Genomic DNA, 26,513 nt, shown 5'->3' on the forward strand with positions numbered 1-26,513 from the left:
ATGCCGGATGCGACGCTTGACGCGTCTTATCCGGCCTACTAATTAATGCCGAATCGTAGGCCGGATAAGGCGTTCACGCCGCATCCGGCCATCAGTATTATCAAATCACCATATTCAGCAGCAGACAGCCAACCAGACCGCACACTGAGATAATGGTTTCCAGCATCGACCAGGATTTGATGGTCTCGCCGATAGTCAGGTTAAAGTACTCTTTGAACAGCCAGAAGCCCGGATCGTTCACGTGCGAGAAAATCACACTACCGGAACCAACCGCAATAACCATCAGCTCTGGGCTAACGCCTGTCGTTGCAATCAGCGGTGCCGCGATACCCCCCGCAGTGATTGCCGCAACGGTTGCGGAACCCAGCGCGATACGCAGTACGGCAGCAATCGACCATGCCATCAGCAGCGGAGAAATGTTGGTTTCGTGCATCATGGAAGCAATGTATTTGTCCACGCCGCTGTCTACCAGCACCTGCTTGAACGCACCGCCACCGCCGATGATCAACAGCATCATCGCGATGATTTTGATGGAAGAAACCAGCGTGTCGTTAATCTGATCCATTGAACGGCCACGGTTCAGACCAAAGGTGAACATCGCAATCAGCACAGCAATCAGCGTTGCCATTACCGGGTCACCGAGGAACTCCGCCACCGGCAGGAACGCGTGACCTTTCGGCAGGATCATTTCGGCAATCGCACGCATCGCCATCAGCACAACTGGCACCAGAGAAGTCCAGACGCTGACGCCAAAGCTCGGCATCTCTTCTTCACTGAAGGTTTTCGCGCTGTACAGACCTTCCGGGATTGGCTTATCGATACCTTTCAGCACGCGAGCGTAAACCGGACCGGCGAGAATCACGGTCGGGATTGCCAGAATAGTACCGTACAGCAGGGTTTTACCCATATCGGCATTGAAAATGGTGGCAATCGCAGTCGGGCCCGGATGCGGTGGCAGGAAGCCGTGGGTCACAGACAGCGCAGCAGCCATCGGTACACCAACGTATAACAGTGGAATATTCGCCGCTGCAGCGATAGTGAACACCAGAGGCAGCATCAGTACGAAACCCACTTCATAGAACAGGGCAAAACCAACGGTGAAACCGGTCAGTACCACTGCCCACTGGATGTGCTTTTTACCAAATTTGGCAATCAGCGTGGTGGCGATACGTTGTGCACCACCGCAGTCTGCCAGCATTTTGCCCAGCATCGCGCCAAAACCCATGATCAGGGCAAGGCTGCCGAGCGTACCGCCGACACCGGCTTTGATAGAGCCAATAACTTTATCCAGTGGCATACCTTGCATTAATCCAACAGCAAGCGCCACCAGGACGAGAGCGATGAAACCGTTCATTTTGAAGCGGATCATCAGGAGTAATAACAAGATTACACCGATAGCAACAATGACTAATGGCATGATTTACCTGGCCTTTCATTTGTTATGGGTAACGTCAGGCTTCTGACGATAAATTCTGATCGTCCCAACTGGGAACAGAGATATAACAGCACCATAGCTGACGACTTCTAAAACTAATTAGTGTAGTCAGATGTTATGAGTGTGTTTGGTGCCCACGCAAATGATACGGGTAACATTGTGTGCTTGAGAATCACCAGAGCGGGGTAAATTTAAATTATGAGAGGTTGGTCATATTATCGCGGGGAAACGAAGGGATGGATTTGCCGAGCCAATGTAGAGCCAATGCCTGGCAGACGGCCCGATAAGGCGCTTTAGCGTCGCATCGGGCAATCTACAAAAGAGGGGATAACTTAGTAGTAAGAGTGCTCGCCGCGCTGGTGTTCGGTGAGATCGCGTACACCTTTCAGCTCCGGGAATTCGTTCAGCAGCTGCTTCTCGATCCCTTCTTTCAGCGTCACATCGACCATAGAACAACCGTTACAGCCGCCGCCGAATTGCAGAATGGCGTAACCGTCTTCGGTGATTTCCATCAGCGAAACGCGACCACCGTGACCGGCAAGTTGCGGGTTGATCTGCGATTGCAGCATATACTCCACACGCTCCATCAGTGGCGCATCGTCAGCCACTTTACGCATTTTGGCGTTCGGGGCTTTCAGCGTCAGCTGAGAACCCAACTGGTCGGTAACAAAGTCGATCTCTGCATCTTCCAGGTATGGCGCGCTTAACTCATCAACATACGCAGTCAGCAGGTCAAATTTCAGGGCGGTGTCGGTGGCTTCCACAGCGTCCGGCGGACAATAAGAAACGCCACATTCAGCGTTAGGCGTGCCAGGGTTAATCACAAATACGCGGATTTGTGTCCCTTCTTCCTGGTTTGCCAGCAGTTTGGCAAAGTGCGCTTGTGCAGCATCGGAAATACGGATCATAGTAATGGCCTAATAGTTGACTATTTTAGTTGGTTATAATACGCCCATCATCGAGGCTCTACAAGGTTCGACAAAGGCACCAGACCTGGACTGTCGCCGCACCATTGCGTAAAAGCAGCTGCGCAATCTCTGCGACGGTACTTCCGGTGGTAACGACATCATCCACAATCACCATATGGCGACCTTGCACAGGCAATTCAAGGCGAAAAGCATTTTTCAGGTTGCGCTTGCGCAGCCGGGCACTGAGAAAATGCTGGATAGCGGTGGCCCGTGTTCGTACGACGGCTTCGCTATCCCACTGGCAGTGCAACCAGCGTGATAACGGCTGACACAGCAAATCGCTCTGATTAAATCCCCGACGCCAGTGACGCCGCTGCCATAACGGAACGCTGATGATGCGATCCGGCAGTTGTAATCCGGTAGTCCGACGGGCGTGTAAGACTTCCAATAGTAACAGACGTGCCAGGGCGCTGGCGATTTCACTACGTCGCGAAAACTTAAGCTGGTGGATGAGCGGACTTAATGGCGGCGCATAGTTGGCGACCGTGACTAGTCTTTGCCAGGGCGGCGGTTTTTGCAGGCAGCGACCGCAAGGAAGATGGGAGTGTGTGGCGGGTAATCCACATTGTGGGCATAACGTTTTATCTGTACGGGCGGCGCGTGAACAGACCGAACAAATCCCCCAATGACCTAACGCCAGCGGCATTCGGCATAGCCAGCATAATCCCGGTACTGTTAGCATATGTTCATCCTTGTAAGTCAAAAGAGAACAATAGCGGATGAATAACATCTGGTGGCAGACCAAAGGTCAGGGGAATGTTCATCTTGTGCTGCTGCACGGATGGGGACTGAATGCCGAAGTGTGGCGTTGCATTGACGAGGAACTTAGCTCGCATTTTACACTGCACCTTGTTGACCTGCCCGGCTTCGGGCGCAGCCAGGGATTTGGTGCGATGTCGCTTGCTGAGATGGCAGAAGTCGTGCTGCGACAGGCACCAGATAAGGCCATCTGGCTGGGCTGGAGTCTGGGGGGACTGGTGGCATGCCAGATTGCGTTAACCCATCCCGAGCGTGTTCAGGCGTTGGTTACCGTGGCATCGTCACCGTGTTTCAGTGCTCGTGACGGCTGGCCTGGGATAAAACCGGACGTGCTGGCAGGTTTCCAGCAGCAACTGAGTGAAGATTTTCAGCGCACAGTGGAGCGGTTCCTTGCGTTACAAACCATGGGTACAGAAACGGCACGCCAGGATGCGCGAGCGCTGAAGAAAACCGTTCTGGCGTTACCGATGCCGGAGGTTGACGTGCTTAATGGTGGGCTGGAAATTCTGAAAACGGTCGATCTCCGTCAGCCGTTGCAAAACGTACCTATGCCGTTTTTGCGATTGTATGGCTATCTCGACGGTCTGGTGCCGCGCAAAGTGGTGCCGATGCTGGATCAACTCTGGCCGCACAGCGAGTCATACATCTTCGCCAAAGCGGCCCATGCGCCGTTTATTTCGCATCCGGTTGAGTTTTGTCACCTGCTGGTGGCATTGAAGCAGAGGGTGTAGGCAGGAAGTGAGGGTTACTGTTGTGGGTCGATTATATTCACCAGTTTACCGATCACCTCACTAATCAATGCTTCATCGGCAACAGTATGAAATTGAGCGCCACGGGCAATAAGATCGACTGCTTTCAGCTGGTGACAAAGCACAACGCCATGCAGGTTACCGGTTTGCGTATCATGGGGGAGGACGTTCACCGTCACCCCTGTGGAACGTGCTGCATTTGCCCCTGTTGAAATCGGACAGCACATAGCAACTTTTAAAACATTGTTGAGTTCTTTGTCTGTTACCACAATGCAATAATGTGGATCCCGAAGTTCATGCCCGGCAACCGGATCAGGGTTAAAACACCAAATCTCACCACGATGTGGCGTCCGTGCCTTTACCATGCTTCATTACCTTTTTTCCCTTCAGCCCATCCTTCTGTGGACTGATTTAGCTCCGTAATTTCGCTTTCATCGATCTGACTCAACAACTGCGCGACGGTAAGACGCCCACGTGGTTTGTGCTCTGTTGCGCGCAAATTAACGCTATCGCCTTTTTTCTCCACGGTAAGCTCTGTGCCCGGTGACCAGCCAAGATCGGTGGCAACATCTCGTGGGATAGTAACGATCATGGCTCCTCCTTGTTGCCGTAATTTCACTGTCTGCATATCAGTTCCTAAGTGCTACTTTGTGTTACATGCAAGATAGCACAAAGTAGCACTTAAGCAGGGGATAGTGTCTACTGGCTCGCCGCAGCCAATTCTTCCTCTGACAGCCCGGTAAATCGCAGAACGTCCTCAAGAGGGACTCCGGCATCCAGCATGGTTTTGGCAATAGCACGTATACCTTTCTGAAACCCCTCCTGCCGCAATCTTTCCGCAATAGTCATTAAACTCTCCTTGTGTTTCGGTGAACGTTCGGCCACACCGTCGATAAAATCGTTAAAACGCACCGCATCGCCGGTTTGCAATATGTAATTAAACAGCCCTTTGATTTGTCTGTCATTAGCGTATCCACTACTTAATAAGCAGGCCATTTGCTCTACCAGCCCCATCAGGTCGCGTTGACGAATATGTTTTTGAATTAACTCCAGCAGCGCCATGCGTCGGTGTTGCATGATTTCATCATCAGGCATGACGGTGACATCAATCAGCGGAAATGCAGAGGCATAGAGCTGCCTGGCCAGGTTGGGATCGGCGAAACAATCCAGCCAACACAGCGAATAGGGATAGGGGCTTTCAATACCGTGGTAAAACAACAATGGCACCACCATCGGCAACGTTTTGTATCCGGCATCAAGGTGATTTTGCATTGCGGCAATGGCGTAACGCATCATGCGAAATGCGATCAATTTGTTTGATGTGCTTTGATGTTCAATCAGGCAATAGATATATCCCGGTCCTTGCTCCGTTTTCACCGACCACAGCACGTCGGAATAGCTTTCACGCAGATCGTCATCAATAAAGCTGCTCGACTCCAGCTTGAGGGTTTTCATATCACAGAGCGCGTGAATGGGGGCCGGTAAATGGAACGCAAGAAAATCGCGTGCCGTGTCCGGTTGGCGTAAAAAGAGTTTGAACAGTGCATCGTGTGGGGTGGAACTTTGCTTTTTGCTCATGGCGTTCCTTCACCTGTTGTTTGAATGCCGCGACTCTACGCGCCACTCCACACCTGTGCATTAGCCAGTTTTCATCCTTGCGAGACACTTTCAGAGGAACTTACGCCGTGCTGCAAGAATTGCATTGTTATGGAAAGCCGCACGCAAAAAAAGCCCGGTTGCAAACGCATACCGGGCTTTTCAAAACAGGCGGTGGAGTATGGTTAACGCAGCGCCCACCACTCGCGCAGACAGGCTTTTCCTTCCGGGCAGCTTTTACAACTGCCGGAGAGGCAGCCGTCGGGTTCTTCCTGAATCCGCACTGCTTTGCCCATACTTTCCAGTTGTTGCAGCATGGCGTTAATCATTGACTGTGGAGTGTTCAATGTCTGGCTTATCTGGGCCGCTTCCATACGACCCCGTAACGCCAGCAAATCACGCACCTGAATGAGCGAAGCCATTGCTGTATCCTTAGTGGCAATCGCCAGTGGTGCTGGCTGCACAGCAACTGCTTACCGATTTGCGCGTCGCCAGCAGTTCGATATCCACCCGGCTACGCGCGCGGCGCAGCAAACCGATAACCACGATGTTAAACAGGATAACCGCCAGAATGCACACCAGGCTGTAAGTTGGATGCTGACTGTAGCTGGCGACCTGATAGAACAATGTTGCCAGCGAGTAAGCGATATTCAGCCCCCACAGGATGGAGAAGCCCATCCAGCCACGGCTTGATTCACGGGCGATAGCACCCATCACCGAGATGCACGGTACATACAGCAGGACGAAAATCAGGTAGCTGTATGCGGCAGCTGCGCTACCGAATTTCTGATCCATCACGCCCATCGCCCCGGTACCCATTTCGCCGTCGCCTTTGCTTGCTTCAATGGGGTTCATCAGTACGCTAAGGCTGAAGGTGTCTTTCAGGCTCTGCCAGGTTTCATCTACCGCACTGAACAGCTCTTCACCGAGGTTAAATTCTGCCGGATTGAACTCTTCGTCCTGAATATTTTCTGCGGTGTAGAGGGTGTTGAGCGTACCCACCACCACTTCTTTCGCCATTGCGCCCGTGAACAGGCCAACCGTTGCCTGCCAGTTATCTTCATGTACGCCAATCGGCTTGAAGACCGGAGTGATCACACGGCTGACGGAAGCCAGCGCCGAGTCGTTGATGTTATCGACGATTTTTCCGCTCAGCGAGAAGCTGTTGAAGGCGCTCAGGAAAATGCTGACGATGATGATCACTTTACCTGCGCGCATCACGAAGCCTTTCAGACGCTGCCAGGTCTGGATAATCAGACTCTTAACGTGTGGTACGTGATAGACCGGCAGCTCCATGACGAACGGCGTCGCTTCACCGCGCATGATGGTGTACTTGAGCATCAGGCCCGTCAGCACCGCCATCACGATACCCAGCATATACAGCGAGAAGACCGCCAGCGCGCCGTTCTGCCCGAAGAAGGCAGCCGCAAATACTGCGAAGATAGCCAGACGTGCGCCGCAGGACATAAACGGTGCCATCATAATGGTCATCAGGCGTTCACGCGGAGCATCAAGAGTTCGCGCGCCCATTACCGACGGTACGTTACAACCGAAACCAACGATCAGCGGTACAAAGGATTTCCCCGGCAAGCCCAGCGCCTGCATCAGACGGTCCATCACAAACGCCGCACGCGCCATATAACCGGAGTCCTCGAGGAAGGAGAGGAACAGGTACATCATGCCGATCTGCGGCACCAGTGGCAGCACGGTGTTAATACCGCCGCCCAGGCCCTGGGCGAGGAAGATAGTCAGCCAGTCCGGGAAGTGGAGCGTGTAGCCAATCCACTGAATACCATGCACAAATAGCGCCACGGAGCCGACGTCAAACAGCGGCTGTAACGCCCCGCCGATGTTGATAGCGAGCAGGAACATCAGGTACATCACAAAGAGGAAAATCGGCAGACCGAGGAAACGGTTGAGCACGATTTTATCTACCGCAGTGGTGAAACGGCTGGGTTCTGCCGTCAGCGTGTTGCTTACCACATCGCAGATAGCAGCAATACACTGGTAACGCGCATCGGCAATGTGCAGCGCCGGATCGTCCATCTCATTACGCAGACGGGCAAGGGCGGCATCCAGATGCTGCGACGCTTCACCGGCGTAGGCGCGGCTGTAGATATCGCCTTCCAGCATTTGCAGGCCCAGCCAGCGACGCTGCTTGAGCGGGATGTCGGACGGCATCACTTTTGCCAGCGAGTCGGCTTCATTGATTAGCGGCTGGGCGTAATGCACCAGTTCTACATTGTCGTTGGCTTTGTAGCGGTCAATCGCCAGTTTCAGAGCTTCGATACCGCGACCACGCGTGGAAACCAGTGGAACTACCGGGCAGCCAAGACGCGCCGACAGCGCATCAATTTCGATGCGAATATTTTGTTTCTCGGCAATGTCGAGCATGTTCAGCGCCACGATGCAGGGAATGCCGAGTTCCAGCAGCTGTAGCGTCAGGTACAGGTTACGCTCAAGGTTAGACGCATCTACCACGTTAATCAGCAGATCGGCGTCGCCACTCAAAATGTAGTGACAGGCGATTTGCTCGTCCAACGACGTCTGCGATGAAATAGTAGTCAGAGAATAAGTACCGGGCAGATCCACCAGCGTGACCTGATGATCGGTGGTGGAAAACTGACCCTCTTTACGTTCGACGGTAACGCCGGCCCAGTTACCTACACGCTGACGTGCGCCAGTGAGCTGGTTAAATAAAGTTGTCTTGCCAGAATTTGGATTACCAATTAAGCCAATGGTTAATTTTTTCATTGTTGTTATCACCGTATTAACAGGAAACCGCTTCCACTTCTAATAAGGCCAGATCTTTTTTCCGTAATACCAGGCTTACACGACGGGTTTCGATATGAATGGGGTCGCCGAGTGGAGCGACGCGCACCACATTAAAAGAGGAGCCAGGTAACATGCCAAGAGAAAGCAGTTTTTGGCGATATGCCGGGCTGATTTCACGGGAAAAGCCAGTGATTTTCCACGCAGTATCTGGAGTGTATTGCATAGGTGCCTACTTGTTTCTCATTAACTGGATAACTACCTCATGGGGCGTTTGACAGCGACATGAGACCAGATGATTTGCCAACGAAGGAGAGATTAAATAATCAACAGTACAATGATAATGAGAATGGTTTCTATCAGCAATACTTAAAATGTGTGCGAATGTTGGTTTAGATAATAATCTGACTCAATGTTGATGTGGCTCAAGGTTATATCGCAGCCAAAATATAATTCGAATGACGAATTATTAGGTCGGGTTAATGTTTAATTAAGGTTTCAGTTGTTAATGAGGTGATAAATATTAACGAAATATATTGTGAGTTTGGCTGTGGAATAAATATGCCGGAGAATATCTCCGGCATATTTATGTCAGGCAGGGCGTTCGTTGGCAGATGCGGCGTGAACGCCTTATCTGGCCTACGATTTCGTGCAAATTTGAACCGTAGGCCAATCAGGGTGTTTAACGCTTTTTACCCATTGCTGCCGCCAGCGCATCCATCATCGCGCTGTTACCGGCAGGCTGCGCTTCACGCCCACGCGGTTTGGCTGCCGGGCGGTTGTTTTGCGGGCGATCGTTACCGCCGCCGCGACGAGCGTTGGTTTCGCCAGGCTGCTCGTCCAGACGCATGGTCAGGGCGATACGTTTACGCTGAAGATCCACTTCCAGCACTTTCACCTTCACAATGTCGCCCGCTTTCACCACGGTATGCGGATCTTCCACAAACTTGTTCGACAAAGAAGAGATGTGAACCAGGCCGTCCTGATGTACGCCGATATCAACAAAAGCACCAAAATTGGTGACGTTGGTGACCGCGCCTTCGAGGATCATACCCGGTTGCAGGTCGTTCATCGTTTCGACGCCATCGGCAAACTGAGCGGTTTTAAATTCCGGACGCGGATCGCGACCCGGTTTTTCCAGCTCTTTGATGATGTCGGTTACCGTCGGCACACCGAATTTCTCATCGGTAAAATCAGACGCTTTCAGGTTACGCAGCTCGCTGCTGTTACCCATCAGATCTTTCAGTGCCTGCTGTGTTGCTGCCAGAATGCGTTCCACCACCGGATAGGCTTCCGGGTGAACGGTAGACGCGTCCAGCGGGTTATCACCGTGGTTAATGCGCAAGAAGCCCGCACACTGCTCGAAGGCTTTCGGCCCCAGACGGCTCACTTTTAACAGTTGCTGACGGTTCTGGAACTGGCCGTTCTCATCGCGCCAGGCCACGATGTTTTGCGCCATCATGCGTGTCAGGCCCGCTACGCGAGTTAACAGCGGAACGGAAGCTGTGTTCAGATCAACACCAACGGCGTTTACGCAGTCTTCTACTACTGCATCCAGTTTGCGGGCCAGTTGCGTCTGGCTAACGTCATGCTGATATTGACCCACGCCGATAGATTTCGGATCGATTTTCACCAGCTCCGCCAGCGGATCCTGCAAACGACGAGCGATAGATACCGCGCCACGCAGAGAAACATCGAGGTCAGGGAACTCCTGGGCCGCCAGTTCGGAAGCGGAGTAAACTGATGCGCCAGCTTCGCTGACGATCACTTTCTGTGCGGTCACTTTCGGGAACTGCTTCTGGACATCGAGATAGAAACGCTCGGTTTCGCGGGATGCCGTACCGTTACCGATCGCCACCAGTTCAACGTTATGTTTTTCACACAAGGCAGCAACGGTCATCGCTGCTTTTGCGGCTTGTCCGGTGTGCGGGTAAATGGTGTCGGTTGCCACCAGTTTGCCTGTTGCGTCGACCACAGCCACTTTTACCCCGGTACGCAGACCCGGATCGAGGCCCATAGTTGCACGCAGCCCGGCAGGGGCCGCCATCAGCAGATCGTGCAGGTTACGGGCAAAGACGTTGATTGCTTCATCTTCCGCGCGTTCGCGCACGGTGCCCATCAGTTCAGTTTCCAGATGCATCAACACCTTGATGCGCCACGTCCAGCTCACTACACCTTTGCGCCAGCTATCCGCCGGGGCATTGTTCAGGCGCAGGCCGAGATGATCCATGATGATTTGCTCGCAATAGCTCTCTTTTGGCGGCTCGTCGAACTGCGGATCGGCATTCAGCGAAAGCTGGAGTATGCCTTCGTTACGCCCACGGAACATCGCCAGCGCACGGTGCGAAGGCACCGTTGACAGCGGTTCGTGATGATCGAAATAGTCGCGGAATTTCGCCCCTTCCTCTTCTTTACCGCTCACCACCGTAGAAACCAAATGCGCGTTTTTCCACAGATAATCACGCACTTTTGCCAGCAGCGCTGCATCTTCGGCAAAGCGTTCCATCAGGATATAACGCGCGCCGTCCAGCGCGGCTTTGGTATCTGCCACGCCTTTATCGGCATCAACATATTGTGCGGCGGCGACTTCTGGCGTGTGTGACGGATCGCTCCACAGCAGGTCAGCCAGTGGCTCAAGACCTGCTTCAATGGCGATTTGCCCGCGGGTACGACGTTTAGGTTTGTAAGGCAGGTAGAGGTCTTCGAGTTCGGTTTTGCTCAAGGTAGCGTTAATGGCATTCGCCAGCTCGTCGGTGAGTTTACCTTGCTCAGAAATGGACTTGAGAATAGCCTGACGTCTCTCTTCCAGCTCGCGCAGATATCCCAGACGTGTTTCCAGATTACGCAGCTGCGTGTCATCCAGACCGCCGGTGATTTCCTTACGATAACGTGCGATAAACGGCACGGTATTCCCTTCGTCAAGCAGGCGAACGGCAGCGTCAACCTGTTCCGGGCGCGCCTGAATTTCACCCGCAATAATGCGGCAGAACGAATCATTCATCATGGTTTGAGTTCATCTTTTCGGATCAAAAATCAGGGGATAGTTATACGGACTGGCTGGCAAAAATGCCAGCCATCGGCAGGAGGTTAAGACTCTTCCTTACGGTTTCACGTACTCGATAGCATTAACATACCAGCTCGCTTCCCCGGCAGGGGTATTCACCACCGCCAGATCGCCCACTTCTTTTTTCAGCAATGCGCGGGCCATTGGGGAATCGATAGAGATGTAGTCTTTACGGCCAAAGATTTCATCATAGCCGACGATCCGGAAACGGTGAGTCACGCCATCGTCGTTTTCAATCTCTACCCACGCGCCAAAGAAAACTTTTCCTTCCTGCTGGGGCGAGTAATCGACGATTTTGAGATTTTCCATGCATTTAGTGAGATAGCGCACACGACGGTCGATTTCACGCAGGCGCTTTTTATTATACTGATAGTCAGCGTTTTCGCTGCGGTCGCCCAGACTTGCGGCCCAGGTCACCTTCTTTGTGACTTCCGGGCGCTCTTCACGCCAGAGATAATTTAGCTCTTGTTTGAGTTTTTCATACCCTTCCCGGGTAACCAGGGGCGTTTTCATCTCGTTGATTCCCTTTGTCTGTTTGATAATGCGCACATTGGGTATAACGTGATCATATCAACAGAATCAATAATGTTTCGCTGAATAAATTGTATACTTAAGCCGCTGTTTAATATGCTTTGTAACAATTTAGGCTGAAATTCATACCAGATTTAGCTGGTGACGAACGTGAGCTTTTTTAAGAATACACGCTTACAAATTGTTGCGAACCTTTGGGAGTACAAACAATGCAAGAGAACTACAAGATTCTGGTGGTCGATGACGACATGCGCTTGCGTGCGCTGCTGGAGCGTTATCTCACCGAACAAGGCTTCCAGGTTCGAAGCGTCGCTAATGCAGAACAGATGGATCGCCTGCTGACTCGTGAATCTTTCCATCTTATGGTACTGGATTTGATGTTACCTGGTGAAGATGGTTTGTCGATTTGCCGACGTCTTCGTAGCCAGAGTAACCCGATGCCGATCATTATGGTAACGGCGAAAGGGGAAGAAGTTGACCGTATCGTTGGCCTGGAAATTGGTGCTGACGATTACATTCCAAAACCGTTTAACCCGCGTGAATTGCTGGCCCGCATCCGTGCGGTGCTGCGTCGTCAGGCGAATGAACTGCCGGGTGCGCCGTCACAGGAAGAAGCTGTGATTGCTTTCGGTAAGTTCAAACTTAACCTGGGTACGCGTGAAATGTTCCGCGAAGATGAACCGATGCCGCTGACCAGCGGTGAATTTGCGGTACTGAAGGCGCTGGTCAGCCATCCGCGTGAGCCGCTCTCCCGCGATAAGCTGATGAACCTTGCCCGTGGCCGTGAATATTCCGCAATGGAACGTTCCATCGACGTGCAGATCTCTCGTCTGCGCCGCATGGTGGAAGAAGATCCGGCGCATCCGCGTTACATTCAGACCGTTTGGGGTCTGGGCTACGTTTTCGTGCCGGACGGTTCTAAAGCATGAGGCGATTGCGCTTCTCGCCACGAAGTTCATTTGCCCGCACGTTATTGCTCATCGTCACCTTGCTGTTCGTCAGCCTGGTGACGACTTATCTGGTGGTGCTGAACTTCGCGATTTTGCCGAGCCTCCAGCAGTTTAATAAAGTCCTCGCGTACGAAGTGCGTATGTTGATGACCGACAAACTGCAACTGGAGGACGGCACGCAGTTGGTTGTGCCTCCCGCTTTCCGTCGGGAGATCTACCGTGAGCTGGGGATCTCTCTCTATTCCAACGAAGCTGCCGAAGAGGCCGGGCTGCGTTGGGCGCAACACTATGAATTCTTAAGCCATCAGATGGCGCAGCAGCTGGGCGGTCCGACGGAAGTTCGCGTCGAGGTTAACAAAAGCTCGCCTGTTGTCTGGCTGAAAACCTGGCTGTCGCCCAATATCTGGGTACGCGTGCCGCTGACCGAAATTCATCAGGGCGATTTCTCCCCGCTGTTCCGCTATACGCTGGCGATTATGCTGATGGCGATTGGCGGGGCGTGGCTGTTTATTCGTATTCAGAACCGACCGTTGGTCGATCTTGAACATGCTGCTTTGCAGGTCGGTAAAGGGATTATTCCGCCGCCGCTGCGTGAATATGGCGCTTCGGAGGTGCGTTCGGTTACCCGCGCCTTCAACCATATGGCGGCTGGTGTTAAGCAACTGGCGGATGACCGCACGCTGCTGATGGCGGGGGTAAGTCATGACCTGCGCACGCCACTGACGCGTATTCGCCTGGCGACCGAGATGATGAGCGAGCAGGATGGCTACCTGGCAGAATCGATCAACAAAGATATCGAAGAGTGCAACGCCATCATTGAGCAGTTTATCGACTACCTGCGCACCGGGCAGGAAATGCCGATGGAGTTGGCGGATCTTAACGCGGTGCTTGGTGAAGTGATTGCTGCCGAAAGTGGCTATGAGCGGGAAATTGATACCGCGCTTTATCCTGGCTGCATAGAAGTGAAAATGCATCCGCTGTCAATCAAACGTGCGGTGGCGAATATGGTGGTGAACGCTGCCCGCTATGGCAATGGCTGGATCAAAGTCAGCAGCGGAACGGAGCCGAATCGCGCCTGGTTCCAGGTGGAAGACGACGGTCCGGGTATCGAGCCTGAACAGCGTAAGCATCTGTTCCAGCCTTTTGTCCGTGGTGACAGCGCGCGCACCATTAGCGGCACGGGGTTAGGGCTGGCGATAGTGCAGCGTATCGTGGATAACCATAACGGGATGCTGGAGCTTGGCACCAGCGAGCGGGGCGGTCTTTCCATTCGCGCCTGGCTGCCATTACCGGTAACGCGGGCGCAGGGCACGACAAAAGAAGGGTAAATAAACGGGAGGCGAAGGTACCTCCCGTTTTTAGATTGTTTTCAATTGATTGATAATGAAAGGATTCGCTTGCAAAAGCAGGAGCAATTTTCGAGGTGCTCCGGTAGGTTGACGGCGTTTGGTTTCCCAGCTTTTTACCAGGTCGTAACTCACCCCCACGGCGACAGCGAAATCTTGCTGACGTAAGCCAGTTGCTTCACGGATCGCTTTTACATCGATTTCGCTAAAAGTATGGACGTGTTCTGGCTCAGGCGTTTTTTTCACCCTTTTCGATGCGTACCATTTCTTCTGCGCTGGCAAGAAGATCAGCAAATAATTCGTCTTTCATCTATTTCCAATGCCTCTGTTGGCGTTGCGGCCGTGATGGGATTTGTTGAGCTTCAACATTAAAGCAGCTTTTCGGACAATAGTTTCAATGCCTTTCTTTGTTCTTCTGTTAAATCATCCTGTTCATTTTTAGGATAAATCAATGCCAGATAAATTCGGCCATTGCGTGTCACGTTGTAATAAATTATCCGAATGCCGCCCCGTTTCCCCATACCAGAACGGTTCCAGCGAATTTTTCTGAAACTGCAGATATAAAAAAACCCCTTATCCGTTTGGATAAGGGGTCAGTGAAATATTAACCGATTACAGCTTAGGACCAGCCGCTACCAGCGCGGCACCTGCAGGGGTGTCGGTGTATTTATCGAAGTTGTCGATAAACAGTTTCGCCAGCGTTTCAGCTTTTTCCTGCCACTGTTCCGGGGAAGCGTAGGTGTTACGCGGATCGAGGATCTTCGTATCAACACCCGGCAGCTCGGTCGGGATCGCCAGGTTAAACATCGGCAGAGTGAAGGTTTCTGCGTTATCCAGCGAACCGTTGAGGATGGCGTCGATAATGGCGCGGGTATCTTTAATGGAGATACGTTTGCCAGTGCCGTTCCAGCCAGTGTTAACCAGATATGCCTGCGCGCCCGCTGCCTGCATACGTTTTACCAGCACTTCTGCGTACTGAGTCGGGTGCAGCGACAGGAATGCCGCGCCGAAGCAGGCAGAGAAGGTTGGCGTCGGTTCGGTGATGCCACGCTCTGTACCAGCCAGTTTGGCGGTGAAGCCTGAGAGGAAGTGGTACTGAGTTTGATCGGCAGTCAGGCGAGAAACCGGTGGCAGTACGCCAAAAGCATCTGCGGTCAGGAAGATAACTTTAGTCGCGTGGCCCGCTTTGGAAACTGGCTTAACGATGTTATCGATGTGATAGATCGGATAAGAAACGCGGGTGTTCTCGGTTTTTGAACCATCATCAAAGTCGATGGTGCCATCTTCACGTACAGTGACGTTTTCCAGCAGTGCATCGCGACGGATAGCGCCATAGATTTCTGGCTCTGCTTCTTTCGACAGTTTAATGGTTTTCGCGTAGCAGCCGCCTTCGAAGTTAAACACACCGTCATCGTCCCAACCGTGCTCGTCATCGCCAATCAGACGACGTTTCGGGTCGGTGGAAAGGGTGGTTTTACCGGTGCCGGAAAGGCCGAAGAACACCGCAACATCGCCTTTCTCGCCAACGTTGGCGGAGCAGTGCATAGAAGCGATACCTTTCAGCGGCAGCAGGTAGTTCATCATTGAGAACATCCCTTTCTTCATTTCGCCGCCGTACCAGGTGCCACCAATCAGCTGCATGCGCTCGGTGAGGTTAAACGCCACGAAGTTTTCAGAGTTCAGACCCTGTTCTTTCCACTGCGGGTTGGTGCACTTCGCGCCGTTCATGACGATAAAGTCAGGTTTGAAACCTTCCAGCTCTTCATCACTCGGGCGAATAAACATGTTCTTGACGAAATGCGCCTGCCAGGCCACTTCGGTGATGAAACGTACGGAAAGGCGAGTATCCGGGTTAGCGCCACAGAAAGCATCAACCACGAACAGGCGTTTGCCGGAAAGCTGTTTGGTCACCAGGCCTTTCAGATGTTGCCAGGTTTCCGGAGAGAGGGGTTTGTTGTCGTTCTTACCTTTGCCTTTGTCTGCCCACCAGAAAGTATCGCGAGTCGTATCGTCACGGACGATATACTTATCTTTTGGTGAACGCCCGGTGAAGATCCCGGTATCCACGGCAACGGCACCCAGATTAGTTAACACCCCGCGCTCATAACCTGTCAGGCTCGGATCGAGCTCTTCCTGATACAGCAGGTCGTAGCTTGGGTTGTAAACGATATCATGAACATCACTGATACCATAAGCCTCGAGTTCTTGCGGGGTCAAACCATTGTTAACGCGCATTTCACTGCTCCTTAGCCAATATGTATTGCCTGAATAGTAAAGTCTTTTTGGGGGTGTTAACCGCGACAAGGCTCATAGATTTACGCATCTGGAGAAATTCATATTTGACAAAAAACTCCGTGATTCCTGTCACGAAACGGTTGCTATTATCGCAGAAATGGCATTCCAGGTGTGGAAAATGTTCCTAAAAGGTTAAATGTTAGTTTAATTGGCCATTATAATGTGAGTTAAATCTCATTCCTGATTGAAATTTATGCAAAATCAATCAGTAAAGTATCGATTCACCACCGCAAAATTTTTTGTAAATTTTTCTTAAAATAAATATTAGTACTGACTGAATGCAATAATTAACCTTCCTTTTGATTCCGGATCACGAACATGGATAACGTTGAACTTTCACCTGCAACACGGTGGGGAATGGTCGCCACTGGATTAATCCAGGGGTTGGTTTGCTATTTTCTGATAACCTGGCTGGCTGTGGACAATAACAACTGGCTTGTTTACGGCATTCCTGCGACCGTGGCGCTTTCATCCGTTTTGTTATTCACCGTGGAATCCTTCAAACAGAAGCGTTTGTGGGGGTGGCTGGCGCTGGTATTTATTGCCACCCTGGCGATGAGCGGCTGGCTGAAATGGCAAATTGATGGCATGAGTCCCTGGCGAGCGGACCAGGAACTCTGGGAATTTGGTTGTTATCTGCTGTTAATGGCGATGTTGTTATTGCCCTGGATACAACTGAATTTGCACGAAAGAAAAGAGCAAACGAACTATAGCTTTTTTTACCAGTCAGCGTGGCATAACGCTCTAATATTGATGGTGATTTTTATCACTAATGGTCTGACATGGCTGGTGCTTTTACTGTGGAGTGAGTTATTTAAACTTGTTGGCATCACGTTTTTCAGTACCCTCTTTTTTTCAACCGACTGGTTTATTTATCTTACGCTGGGCCTGGTTACCGCGCTGGCAGTCATTCTTGCGCGGACTCAATCGCGGTTAATCGCCTCTATTCAAAAGCTCTTCACGTTAATCGCCACAGGTTTGCTACCACTGGTTTCACTGCTGACGCTGCTGTTTATTATCACTTTACCCTTTGCTGGTTTGAATGCGATTTCCCGCCACATCTCCGCCGCTGGGCTGCTTTTAACTCTGGCCTTTTTGCAGTTGCTCTTAATGGCCATTGTCCGCGATCCGCGAAAAGCATCGCTTCCCTGGACTGGCCCATTGCGTTGCCTGATAAAAATGTCTCTGCTGGTGGCGCCGCTCTATGTGCTGATCGCCGCCTGGGCTATATGGATGCGGGTCGCTCAATACGGCTGGACTACCGAACGCTTGCACGGCGCACTGGCGGTGGTGGTGTTACTGGTCTGGTCGCTGGGGTATTTCGTCAGTATTGCCTGGCGTAAAGGGCAAAATCCCCTTGTTCTTCAGGGCAAAGTGAACCTTACGGTTTCGTTATTGGTGCTGGTGATACTGGTGCTTCTTAATTCGCCGGTGCTGGACAGTATGCGCATTAGCGTGAACAGCCATATGGCGCGTTATCAGAGTGGCAAGAACACGCCAGACCAGGTAAGTATCTACATGCTCGAACATAGCGGTCGCTATGGACGTGCAGCGCTTGAGTCGCTGAAAAGCGATGTCGAGTATATGAAAGACCCGAAACGCAGGCGGGGTCTGCTGATGGCGTTTGATGGAGTGCAACGTCTTCAGCAGCAGATATCGGAAAAAGCATTAGCTGATAATGTATTTATTGCCCCAGGTTCTGGAAAGCCGGATACGACATTCTGGTCGGTAGTGATGAAAAATCGCTATAACGCAATGATATGTATCGAAAAAGATGCCTGCGTGCTGGTAGAGCAAGATCTGAATAGTGATGGTAGGGCAGAGCGGATCCTGTTTGCCTTTAATGATGAAAGATACATTGTCTATGGTATTGATCCTGCCGGGAAAGAATGGAAAGAGATTACGATGAGTTCACTCCCGCGTGTAATAACGAAAGAGAAATTACTCACAGCGGCGAAGGATGGAAAACTGGGGACGAAGCCTAAAGTGTGGCGCGATCTTACGGTGGATGGTGAAACGCTGGATTTGAATTTGAATGAGTGACAGCGCGTTTGGATACGGCGCCTTATCTTACCTGCGATAAATTGCATTTAATCCGTAGGCCAGATAAGCGCAGCGCATCAGGCAATTTAGTTATGATATCCGGCAGAGTCATCTCTGCCGGACATGGCGATTAATGTACCTGCGGATCTGCCGGAGACGCATTGTTGCGGATCTCGGCAATATCCATTGCATTGAACAGATAGTGGTTACCACAGTAATCACAATGCATGTCAATTTCGCCTTCTTCCGCGAGGATGCTATCAACTTCTTCATCCGGCAGCGTTTTCAGCGCGCCTGCGCAACGTTCACGCGAGCAGGTGCATTTGAATTCAACATCCTGCGGATCGTAAACCGTCACCTCTTCTTCGTGGTACAAGCGCCACAACACTTCGTTTGCCGGTAACGTCAGCAGCTCTTCAGTTTTGATGGTTTCGGTCAGCGTCGCCAGGTGGTCGAAGTCGTCTTGCTGGGCATTTTGCGCAGGCATTACCTGCAACAACATACCGCCCGCAGCCAGTTTGCCATCTACGTCGCCGGTGCGAATAAACAGGCGCGTCGGCAGCTGTTCAGAACGCATAAAGTAATCTTCCAGGCAAGCCGCCAGGGTATCACCTTCCAGACCAACTACGCCCTGATAGCGTTCGCCTTCGCTCGGGGTAATGGTGATCACCACGTAACCATTGCCGACCAGCGTTTTCAGGTCGGCATTTTCTGGAATTTCGCCCTGCACGCGCGCCACACCGCGCATCTGCTGTTTGTTGTTACCGTTAATAACCGCCAGATTCATCGGACCGTCGCCTTGCAGCTGTACGGTGATATCACCATCAAACTTCAGCGTAGCGGTCAACAGGCTGGTCGCGACCAGCAGTTCTGCCAGCACGTTTTTCACCGGCTGCGGATAATCGTGATTCTCAAGGATCTGTTGCAGGGTTTCCGAAACGGTTACCAGTTCGCCGCGAACGGCAAAGTTTTCAAACAGATAGCGATGTAATTGGTCATGTTGCGGCATAATCATCTCTCTTGCAGGTGACAGTTATTCACTGTCGCCGTGTTTAAATCGTAACAGGTCGCGGCGCTCTTTTTTGTCCGGGCGCCGGTCCGGGTGCGGCATGGTTAAGGCATTAAGTTTACGTGCCAGCGCCATTTTTTCGCGTTTCTCTACACTTTCCGCAGTCTCTTCATACAGCAAGGCTGCCTCGCTGGCGGGGCGACGCTGTTCAGTAATCGCCTTTACAATCACCGTGCGTTCGTCATTTCCCTGGCGCAGAGTGAGCGTGGCATTCAGCTCGACGATTTTGCTCGGCTTGCTGCGCTGCCCGTTGTAATGCACCTTACCGCCTTCAATCATTTCACGGGCCAGCGCGCGGGTTTTATAAAAACGGGCGGCCCATAGCCATTTATCCAGTCGAACCTCAACAGCCGGTTTTTCTTTCATGGCGTCTCCTTCACATTAGCGAGGGGATCAGGCGGCGGTAGTCATTCAGTGACGGATGGCGTTCATACTGTTTTTCGGCTATTCCAGAGTCAGGGTTGGTGACGCCGAGACAGTAACGAATACCAAATTGCGCGGCAGCATCGAGAATGGCTTCGCTGTCATCAATAAACAGCGTTCTTTCAGCTTTCAGACCCGTAGCTTCGGCCACCGCATGCCATAACCGCTGATCCTCTTTCGGATAACCAAATGTGTGGGTGGAAAGTAATAAATCAAGGTGTGCGTCCAGACCCGTATGCTCAAGTTTAACGGCCAGGTTATGTGGATGGGCGTTAGTGAGCAAAATTCGCTGCTTGCCGCTGGCTTTCAGCGCTTCGAGAAACGGAATAGTATCTTCACGCAACACAGCACGTGGCCCCATCTCGGTGGTCATCGCACAGATATCCAGACCCAGTTGCTCGCTCCAGTAATCAAGACAGTACCAGTTTAGCGTATGCTGCACGTCGTGATATTGCTGGCGCATATATTCCATTGCTTCCTGTGGCGTAACACCGTTTTGCGCGCCCCATGTTTCAGGCACCAGCTTTTGCCAAAAATAGTTATCGAAGGCGAGGTCGAGCAACGTGCCGTCCATATCCAGCAGAACGGTGTCTACGTCCTGCCAGGCAATGTTGATATGCATGGGGGAAATCTCCAGAGTGAAGCAATTTGCGCGACAGGGTAGCATAACCTGCCGCGCAAACGTGTTATTCGATGAGGCTTTCTGAAGACGTGAGCAGCGTCGGATTCAGGCAGCTTTCGTAATATTCCTTAATCTCCATCATGCGGGTGCGATGACGCTGGTAACGACGCCAGGCCTGCACGCCATTATAGATGGCACAGCCGAACATCGTCAGTAGCAGTAATGTGGTGCCGAGATAGCGCCACAGGCCAGAACGGTCCGGAATAGGGTGCAAGCTGATATGCTGCGTGCCGTTGGCATCGGTGAAAATATTGGTGACGATCCCCTCGGCGTTAAACGGTGTATGCATCAACATTTGCGCCAGCTTCTGGAAAGCGTTCCATTGTTCTTGCGCCGGGTAGTCATAAAGCGAGGCTGCTGGCCACGGTTGATCGACAAAATCGCTGCCTTCGTCGCTGACAATCAGGAAGCCGCCAGGCGCTGGGCTATTCAGTGATTGTGCCGCTCGCGCCGTTTCATGAGTGATAAACGGTGCGGTGGAAGTCGCCACCAGATTATCCAGCGATTCTGCGCTCACCGGGCGGAGTAATACATTCACACCATCAAGTTTTCCTGCGTTGGCGCGTTTTACCAGTGCGTCCCAGTCCTTACTGTTGCCAAGATTCACCAGGGCGTTTTTTAAGCGCACACAATCATCTTTGGCTGCACAGAGATCTGCGGTCTTCAGTACGATGTCGCCAAAGTCATCAAGCAAAACCATGCCGGATTTCTGAATCGCAGAACGTAATGAGGCACTGACGCGCGATTCATCTTCCGGTTTAGGGTGCAGTTGACGGTTTACTGCTTCGGTCAACGCCGTAGCTTTGTTAACCAGTTCCGATTCCGGTAATGGCAATGAACGAGCGTCATTCCAGATGATTTGCGAGCAGTCAAACGGCAAAAACGGTGAATTGGTTTTCGCGCTCCAGGTGCCGGAAGTGCGGATATTACACATGCCTGTACCACTTAGACGTAAGGTATCGCCTACGCGTACGCCAGCGTCCGCAAGTTGTTTAACACTGGTGGCCTCAATAGTCTGCGCGCCTTTCATCCACGAGAGAGTGAATTTCAGCGGCATATCCAGTGGGATCCAGAACAGCAGCATAAACAAGACTATCAGCGAACCGGCTGCGATTACCGTGCTGCGTAGCCAGTGCTGCAACGGGAAGTTTTTTACTTCGTCATGCAGCGAAAGATAGCGCCCCTGGCGCACGACGTGACGGTCGAGGTAGATATCTATATCGGTTTGTTGTCCGAGATCCTGGGCAATGTAAGGTTGCCAGTGCGCGGGGTAGACCAGATCGATAATACCAAGCGAAATATTGTTAATCTGTTCCTGAGAGTTTTCACCAAACAGCCCCCAGCGACGCGGTGTCCCGCGCAGGCAGTGGATTTCCCTTAGGGAAGATTTGGCAGGTGGCGCATATAATCCCCACAGGCCCGCGCCCAGCAGCAGTAGCGCGCCGCCAACCAACCACGGGACAAATACATCTGGGGTCACCAGGCAGAAATAGAACATCAGGAATGAGGCGACAATCAGCAGCGCTTCCCGCAATCCTCGTGGGCGGCTAAGTGCATACTCTTCGTGCGTTTCCTGGCGAATGTTGAGCAACTCAATTTGTTCGCTCTCTTCACCGCGAATCGATGCCTGTGTTGATGGAATAGGTTGTAACGTGTAACCGCGAGTCTCCTGCATATACTCTTGCAGCGTATGGCCGTTGAGTGAAATGACTAATGGGAGTGAGTCGGTATAAATCAGTTCAACGGTGTTTTCGTCGTTGATGTACTGCTCCCAGAAAGGCGGCAGGTGGACTTCTACCGAGTCAAGGTAGTAGCGCCATTTATTGGGATCGTCGGTAGAGATGCCATAACGTGTGATAGCGTGCGTCAGCATCATCACATTATTGCTTTCGGCGTTCAGCGTCAGAGAGACAGGCGCCGTGCTGGCACCCGTCGGGCCGGGAACCTGCAAAATCTGCGTCAGGCTCTCGAGATAATTTTCAACAGCGCTACGTTCTTCCGGAGTGAGTTTGCGCGTTTGCGCATCAGCGAAGGCGTTAGCCCAGGGCAACTGTCGCCGCCTGGTGCGGGTTTTATCAGCCATCCCGCAAGTAGTGAGCAGGCCAGCAAAGCAGCTAAAAAAATCACAATGGTGCTCATGCTTTCCCCATCTTACTTAATTTGTCAGGCGTGATTATTCGCACCCTGGACACAATATAGGATTCTGCGGTTGGCTATCGGCAAGCGTGGAGTTGAACTTGAGCATCATTAAGCGCATCCCAGTAACCGCTGATCATAGCAAACCCTCTGAGGGCGGAATATCAGCAAATTCCTGGAGTTATTTCAACCTATTGACTTTTAATTTGATTTGAGAACGATTATTTATCAGGTTGCATAAATGTAAATAACATGCAATTCACATTGCCGAAACGGTGTCCGATATCGCACAATAAATACTGATTTCACTGCAAAGATTCCACAATGAGAAAATCATTACAAAAACCCACCATTCTGAATGTTGAAACTGTAGCCCGTTCCCGACTGTTTACCGTCGAAAGCGTGGATCTGGAGTTCAGCAATGGCGTGCGGCGTGTTTATGAACGAATGCGTCCAACCAACAGGGAAGCAGTGATGATTGTGCCTATTGTGGACGACCATCTGATCCTGATTCGTGAGTACGCGGTGGGAACTGAATCCTACGAGTTAGGGTTTTCGAAAGGGCTGATTGATCCCGGTGAAAGCGTCTACGAAGCAGCTAACCGCGAGCTAAAAGAAGAAGTGGGATTTGGTGCGAACGATCTGACTTTTTTGAAGAAACTCAGCATGGCGCCGTCTTACTTTTCCAGCAAAATGAATATCGTGGTAGCGCAGGATCTCTACCCGGAGTCGCTGGAAGGCGATGAGCCAGAGCCGCTACCGCAGGTTCGCTGGCCGCTGGCGCATATGATGGATTTGCTTGAAGATCCTGACTTCAATGAAGCGCGCAATGTCAGTGCGCTGTTTCTGGTACGTGAGTGGTTGAAGGGGCAGGGGCGGTTGTAAATATGTAGAGCTTGCCTGATGCGCCATGCTTATCAGGCCTACGGGATTCCTGCAATGTATTGAATTTTCAATGTGTTGCATGCCGGCTAAGGCGTTCATGCCGCATCCGGCATGAACAACGCGCACTTTGCCAGCAAACTGAAAAGGCGCCGAAGCGCCTTTTTAATCAGAACAATTCCTGTGCCTCACCATTATCGATAATGGTCGTTCCCACCTCGCGCACCGCCTGCTGTGTAGGCTGTGTACCTTCGATGAAATACTCTTCGCGGCTGTTGCCGCCGCTGGCCAGTTGCCCAGTGCTGCGATCGATATTCACCGTCACAATACCCGGCGGCGGCGTCAGCGGTTGTTCCGGTACGCCTTCCAGAACGGCTTTCATATAAGCGTCCCATGCAGGCTGCGCGCTTTTAGCACCACCTTCATAACCAGAGATCTGATCTTTAATTGCCCCGGAAGCCGTGGTATGACCGAGATTACGACGGTGATCGTCAAAGCCAATCCATACTGAGGTTACTACGCCTGGTCCGTAACCCGAGAACCATGCATCCTTCGAGCTGTTGGTGGTCCCGGTTTTCCCGCCGATATCATGACGTTGCAAATCACGACCTGCGCGCCAGCCAGTACCTTGCCAGCCTGGTTCACCAAAGATATTGGTGTTCAGTGCGCTCTTAATCAGGAATGCCAGCGGAGTGCTGATAACGTGCGGTGCATACTCCTGCGCGCCGGTCTTCGCGACTAATGTCTGATTAGCTTGCTCTAGTTGCGGCATCGGCACCGAAACATTTTGCTGCTCGCGGGAGATAGCCACGTCTTCAACGTCGTTATTTTCCAGCACGTTCGATTTTTGCGTATCGCCGTAAATCACCGGTATATCGCATTCCGGGCAAGCTACTTTCGGTTTCGCTTCGAAAATCACGCCGCCCTGGTCGTTTTCAATTTTGCTGATAAACCACGGATCCACCAGGAAGCCACCGTTCGCCATTACTGCGTAGCCGCGCGCCACCTGCAGCGGCGTGAAGGACGCGGAACCCAGCGCCAGCGATTCGGTATGAACAATGTTTTGCGCCGGGAAGCCGAAGCGTTGCAGATACTCTGCAGCGTAGTCAACGCCCATAGCCCGCATTGCACGCACCATCACTACGTTCTTCGACTGGCCCAGTCCCTGACGTAAACGGATTGGACCGGCATATTGCGGCGGTGAGTTTTTCGGCTCCCAGTCAGAACCAGCACCGGCGTCCCAGCGAGAAATCGGCACATCGTTCAGCATACTTGCCAGCGTCAGACCTTTATCCATTGCTGCGGTGTAGAGGAACGGTTTGATATTCGAACCTACCTGACGCAGCGCCTGAGTTGCGCGGTTAAACTTGCTCTGGTTGAAGTCAAAGCCACCCACCAGCGCCATGACGGCACCGTTTTGCGGATTGATCGACACAAGCGCCGAGTTCACCTCTGGTACCTGCGCCAGCCACCAGGCATCGCCAACCTGGCGAACCCAGATTTGCTGACCCGTTTGCACCACATCAGTCACTTTACGCGGCGTCGGTCCCTGTTGAGTGTCTGAACGGTAAGGACGCGCCCAGCGAACGCCTTCCATACGCAACGTTACGGACGTTCCGTCAGCCAGCATCGCTGTCGCTTCCTGCGGATTGGTGCTGGTAACTGCGGCAGGCAGCAGCGGACCGTAAGTCGGCAACGCTTTCAGAGTATTGGTTATCTTTTTGGTGTCCCACGCCGTCTCACCCACTTTCCACAGCACATTAGCCGGGCCGCGATAACCGTGACGCATGTCGTAGTCCAGCACGTTGTTACGCACCGCTTGCTGCGCGGCCTGCTGAACTTTGCGGGTAATGGTGGTGTAAATGCGATAACCGTCTTCATAAGCGCTTTCGCCGTAACGGCTATACATCTCCTGACGCACCATTTCGGTGAGATACGGCGCCGAGAAGGCAATTTCCGGCGCGTGATAATTGGCGTTAATCGGCTCACTACGCGTCTGATCATATTGCTGCTGGGTGATATACCCTTCGCTCAACATACGTGACAGCACAACGTTACGCCGCGCGACGGCGCGATCCATTGAGTAGAGCGGGTTGAAAGTGGATGGGGCTTTTGGCAGCCCGGCAATCACCGCCATTTCGTTCAGCGTCAGTTGGTCGACCGTTTTACCGAAATAGACTTGTGCCGCAGCACCGACACCATAGGCACGGTAACCGAGGTAAATCTTGTTCAGATAAAGCTCGAGGATCTCGTCTTTAGTCAGCAACTGTTCAATACGAATCGCGAGGAAGACTTCCTTAATCTTACGCATCAGTGTGCGTTCCGGACTGAGGAAGAAGTTTCTCGCCAGTTGCTGGGTAATGGTACTCGCCCCTTGTGACGCGTGACCAGAGAACAACGCCACACTTGCCGCACGGAAGATCCCCACCGGGTCAACGCCGTGATGCTCATAAAAGCGGCTGTCCTCCGTCGCGATAAAGGCTTTCACCATTTCCGGCGGGATTTGATCCAACGTAACCGGAATACGACGCTTTTCACCATATTGCGCAATTAGCTCGCCATCGGCGCTGTAAATCTGCATCGGAATTTGTAGGCGAACATCTTTTAATGTCGCCACATCCGGCAGTTGTGGCTCGATGTAGCGGTAGAGGCCATAAATCGAGCCTGCTCCCAGCAGAATGCAACAGACTGCAAGGATCAATAAATACTTTACGAACTTCACTGGAAATTTCCGATTTGGTTTCATTTGGGCAGTTTATAAACAAACGCGCGGTAGTATAAAGGCAAGCCAGACGCATTGATATACCCGTCAG

The 26,513-nt window shown here is 52.1% G+C and carries 21 protein-coding genes and 3 pseudogenes; 5 read left to right on the forward strand and 19 right to left on the reverse strand.

From position 1 onward, the window contains the following. Positions 1-100 precede the first annotated feature (100 nt). From gntT to gntX, 3 genes are all read right to left on the reverse strand, one after another. Positions 101-1,417 (reverse strand): gluconate transporter, encoded by a 1,317-nt coding sequence (gntT, locus tag AACU94_RS22705; RefSeq protein WP_001131743.1) that lies wholly within the window; start codon positions 1,415-1,417, stop codon positions 101-103. A 350-nt stretch (positions 1,418-1,767) separates the two neighbouring features. Continuing rightward, positions 1,768-2,343, reverse strand: coding sequence for a Fe-S biogenesis protein NfuA (gene nfuA, locus AACU94_RS22710; protein ID WP_000619389.1), 576 nt, complete (start codon positions 2,341-2,343; stop codon positions 1,768-1,770). A gap of 58 nt (positions 2,344-2,401) precedes the next feature. Beyond that, positions 2,402-3,085 (reverse strand): DNA utilization protein GntX, encoded by a 684-nt coding sequence (gene gntX, locus AACU94_RS22715; protein WP_130217676.1) that lies wholly within the window; start codon positions 3,083-3,085, stop codon positions 2,402-2,404. A 37-nt stretch (positions 3,086-3,122) separates the two neighbouring features. Here gntX and bioH point away from each other — a divergent pair, with 37 nt between their 5' ends. Continuing rightward, positions 3,123-3,893 carry a pimeloyl-ACP methyl ester esterase BioH gene (gene bioH, locus AACU94_RS22720; protein ID WP_135488668.1) on the forward strand — a complete coding sequence of 257 codons (771 nt, stop codon included), beginning with the start codon at positions 3,123-3,125 and terminating at the stop codon, positions 3,891-3,893. A gap of 14 nt (positions 3,894-3,907) precedes the next feature. Here the strand turns inward: bioH and AACU94_RS22725 are convergent, their stop codons facing one another. The 8 genes from AACU94_RS22725 to greB form a co-directional block, all read right to left on the reverse strand. After that, on the reverse strand, positions 3,908-4,276 hold the full coding sequence (locus tag AACU94_RS22725) for a type II toxin-antitoxin system PemK/MazF family toxin (protein WP_130258700.1): 369 nt from the start codon (positions 4,274-4,276) through the stop codon (positions 3,908-3,910). Beyond that, on the reverse strand, positions 4,270-4,539 hold the full coding sequence (locus AACU94_RS22730) for an AbrB/MazE/SpoVT family DNA-binding domain-containing protein (RefSeq protein WP_130217670.1): 270 nt from the start codon (positions 4,537-4,539) through the stop codon (positions 4,270-4,272). The genes AACU94_RS22725 and AACU94_RS22730 overlap by 7 nt, the downstream gene beginning before the upstream one ends. A 71-nt stretch (positions 4,540-4,610) precedes the next feature. Further along, positions 4,611-5,489, reverse strand: a complete 879-nt coding sequence (gene rpnA, locus AACU94_RS22735; RefSeq protein WP_135488669.1) for a recombination-promoting nuclease RpnA — start codon at positions 5,487-5,489, stop codon at positions 4,611-4,613. 203 nt (positions 5,490-5,692) lie between these two features. Further along, a complete protein-coding gene (gene feoC, locus AACU94_RS22740; RefSeq protein ID WP_087893759.1) occupies positions 5,693-5,929 on the reverse strand; it encodes a [Fe-S]-dependent transcriptional repressor FeoC in 237 nt (78 codons plus the stop codon). Positions 5,930-5,939: 10 nt separating this feature from the next. Further along, positions 5,940-8,261, reverse strand: a complete 2,322-nt coding sequence (gene feoB / locus AACU94_RS22745; RefSeq protein ID WP_130217666.1) for a Fe(2+) transporter permease subunit FeoB — start codon at positions 8,259-8,261, stop codon at positions 5,940-5,942. A 16-nt stretch (positions 8,262-8,277) separates the two neighbouring features. Next, positions 8,278-8,505 carry a ferrous iron transporter A gene (feoA, locus tag AACU94_RS22750; RefSeq protein ID WP_001200455.1) on the reverse strand — a complete coding sequence of 76 codons (228 nt, stop codon included), beginning with the start codon at positions 8,503-8,505 and terminating at the stop codon, positions 8,278-8,280. 456 nt (positions 8,506-8,961) lie between these two features. Then, positions 8,962-11,283, reverse strand: coding sequence for a Tex family protein (locus AACU94_RS22755; protein WP_130221389.1), 2,322 nt, complete (start codon positions 11,281-11,283; stop codon positions 8,962-8,964). A gap of 96 nt (positions 11,284-11,379) precedes the next feature. Next, positions 11,380-11,856, reverse strand: coding sequence for a transcription elongation factor GreB (gene greB / locus AACU94_RS22760; protein ID WP_000856744.1), 477 nt, complete (start codon positions 11,854-11,856; stop codon positions 11,380-11,382). A gap of 227 nt (positions 11,857-12,083) precedes the next feature. Between greB and ompR the strand changes: the two genes are divergently transcribed. After that, positions 12,084-12,803 carry an osmolarity response regulator transcription factor OmpR gene (ompR, locus tag AACU94_RS22765; RefSeq protein ID WP_001157751.1) on the forward strand — a complete coding sequence of 240 codons (720 nt, stop codon included), beginning with the start codon at positions 12,084-12,086 and terminating at the stop codon, positions 12,801-12,803. Then, positions 12,800-14,152, forward strand: coding sequence for a two-component system sensor histidine kinase EnvZ (gene envZ, locus AACU94_RS22770; RefSeq protein WP_130217662.1), 1,353 nt, complete (start codon positions 12,800-12,802; stop codon positions 14,150-14,152). The genes ompR and envZ overlap by 4 nt, the downstream gene beginning before the upstream one ends. A 30-nt stretch (positions 14,153-14,182) precedes the next feature. Here envZ and nadS read toward each other — a convergent pair. The 3 genes and pseudogenes from nadS to pckA form a co-directional block, all read right to left on the reverse strand. Then, a pseudogene (gene nadS / locus AACU94_RS22775) lies at positions 14,183-14,480 on the reverse strand (NadS family protein). A gap of 58 nt (positions 14,481-14,538) precedes the next feature. Continuing rightward, positions 14,539-14,721: pseudogene (locus AACU94_RS22780) on the reverse strand (type II toxin-antitoxin system RelE/ParE family toxin); the annotation flags it as partial. Between the two features lie 61 nt (positions 14,722-14,782). Then, a complete protein-coding gene (pckA, locus tag AACU94_RS22785; protein WP_130208983.1) occupies positions 14,783-16,405 on the reverse strand; it encodes a phosphoenolpyruvate carboxykinase (ATP) in 1,623 nt (540 codons plus the stop codon). A gap of 378 nt (positions 16,406-16,783) precedes the next feature. Between pckA and AACU94_RS22790 the strand changes: the two genes are divergently transcribed. After that, complete coding sequence (locus AACU94_RS22790) at positions 16,784-18,508, forward strand: DUF4153 domain-containing protein (protein WP_135488670.1); 1,725 nt, start codon at positions 16,784-16,786, stop codon at positions 18,506-18,508. 130 nt (positions 18,509-18,638) lie between these two features. On the opposite strand, the gene hslO is transcribed toward AACU94_RS22790, so the two are convergent. From hslO to igaA, 4 genes and pseudogenes are all read right to left on the reverse strand, one after another. Then, positions 18,639-19,517 (reverse strand): Hsp33 family molecular chaperone HslO, encoded by an 879-nt coding sequence (gene hslO, locus AACU94_RS22795; protein WP_135488671.1) that lies wholly within the window; start codon positions 19,515-19,517, stop codon positions 18,639-18,641. A gap of 24 nt (positions 19,518-19,541) precedes the next feature. Continuing rightward, positions 19,542-19,943: a ribosome-associated heat shock protein Hsp15 gene (gene hslR / locus AACU94_RS22800; protein WP_000660483.1), complete on the reverse strand. Its 402-nt coding sequence runs from the start codon at positions 19,941-19,943 to the stop codon at positions 19,542-19,544. Between the two features lie 10 nt (positions 19,944-19,953). Then, complete coding sequence (gene yrfG, locus AACU94_RS22805) at positions 19,954-20,622, reverse strand: GMP/IMP nucleotidase (protein ID WP_130221392.1); 669 nt, start codon at positions 20,620-20,622, stop codon at positions 19,954-19,956. Positions 20,623-20,686: 64 nt separating this feature from the next. Then, positions 20,687-22,821, reverse strand: a pseudogene (gene igaA / locus AACU94_RS22810) (intracellular growth attenuator protein IgaA). Positions 22,822-23,142: 321 nt separating this feature from the next. Here igaA and nudE point away from each other — a divergent pair. Continuing rightward, a complete protein-coding gene (gene nudE, locus AACU94_RS22815) occupies positions 23,143-23,703 on the forward strand; it encodes an ADP compounds hydrolase NudE (RefSeq protein WP_126511443.1) in 561 nt (186 codons plus the stop codon). A gap of 166 nt (positions 23,704-23,869) precedes the next feature. Here the strand turns inward: nudE and mrcA are convergent, their stop codons facing one another. Beyond that, positions 23,870-26,422, reverse strand: a complete 2,553-nt coding sequence (gene mrcA / locus AACU94_RS22820; protein ID WP_130208973.1) for a peptidoglycan glycosyltransferase/peptidoglycan DD-transpeptidase MrcA — start codon at positions 26,420-26,422, stop codon at positions 23,870-23,872. Between the last annotated feature and the right edge of the window lie 91 nt (positions 26,423-26,513).

The sequence above is a fragment of the Escherichia sp. E4702 genome (assembly GCF_963883545.1).
GTDB lineage: Bacteria > Pseudomonadota > Gammaproteobacteria > Enterobacterales > Enterobacteriaceae > Escherichia.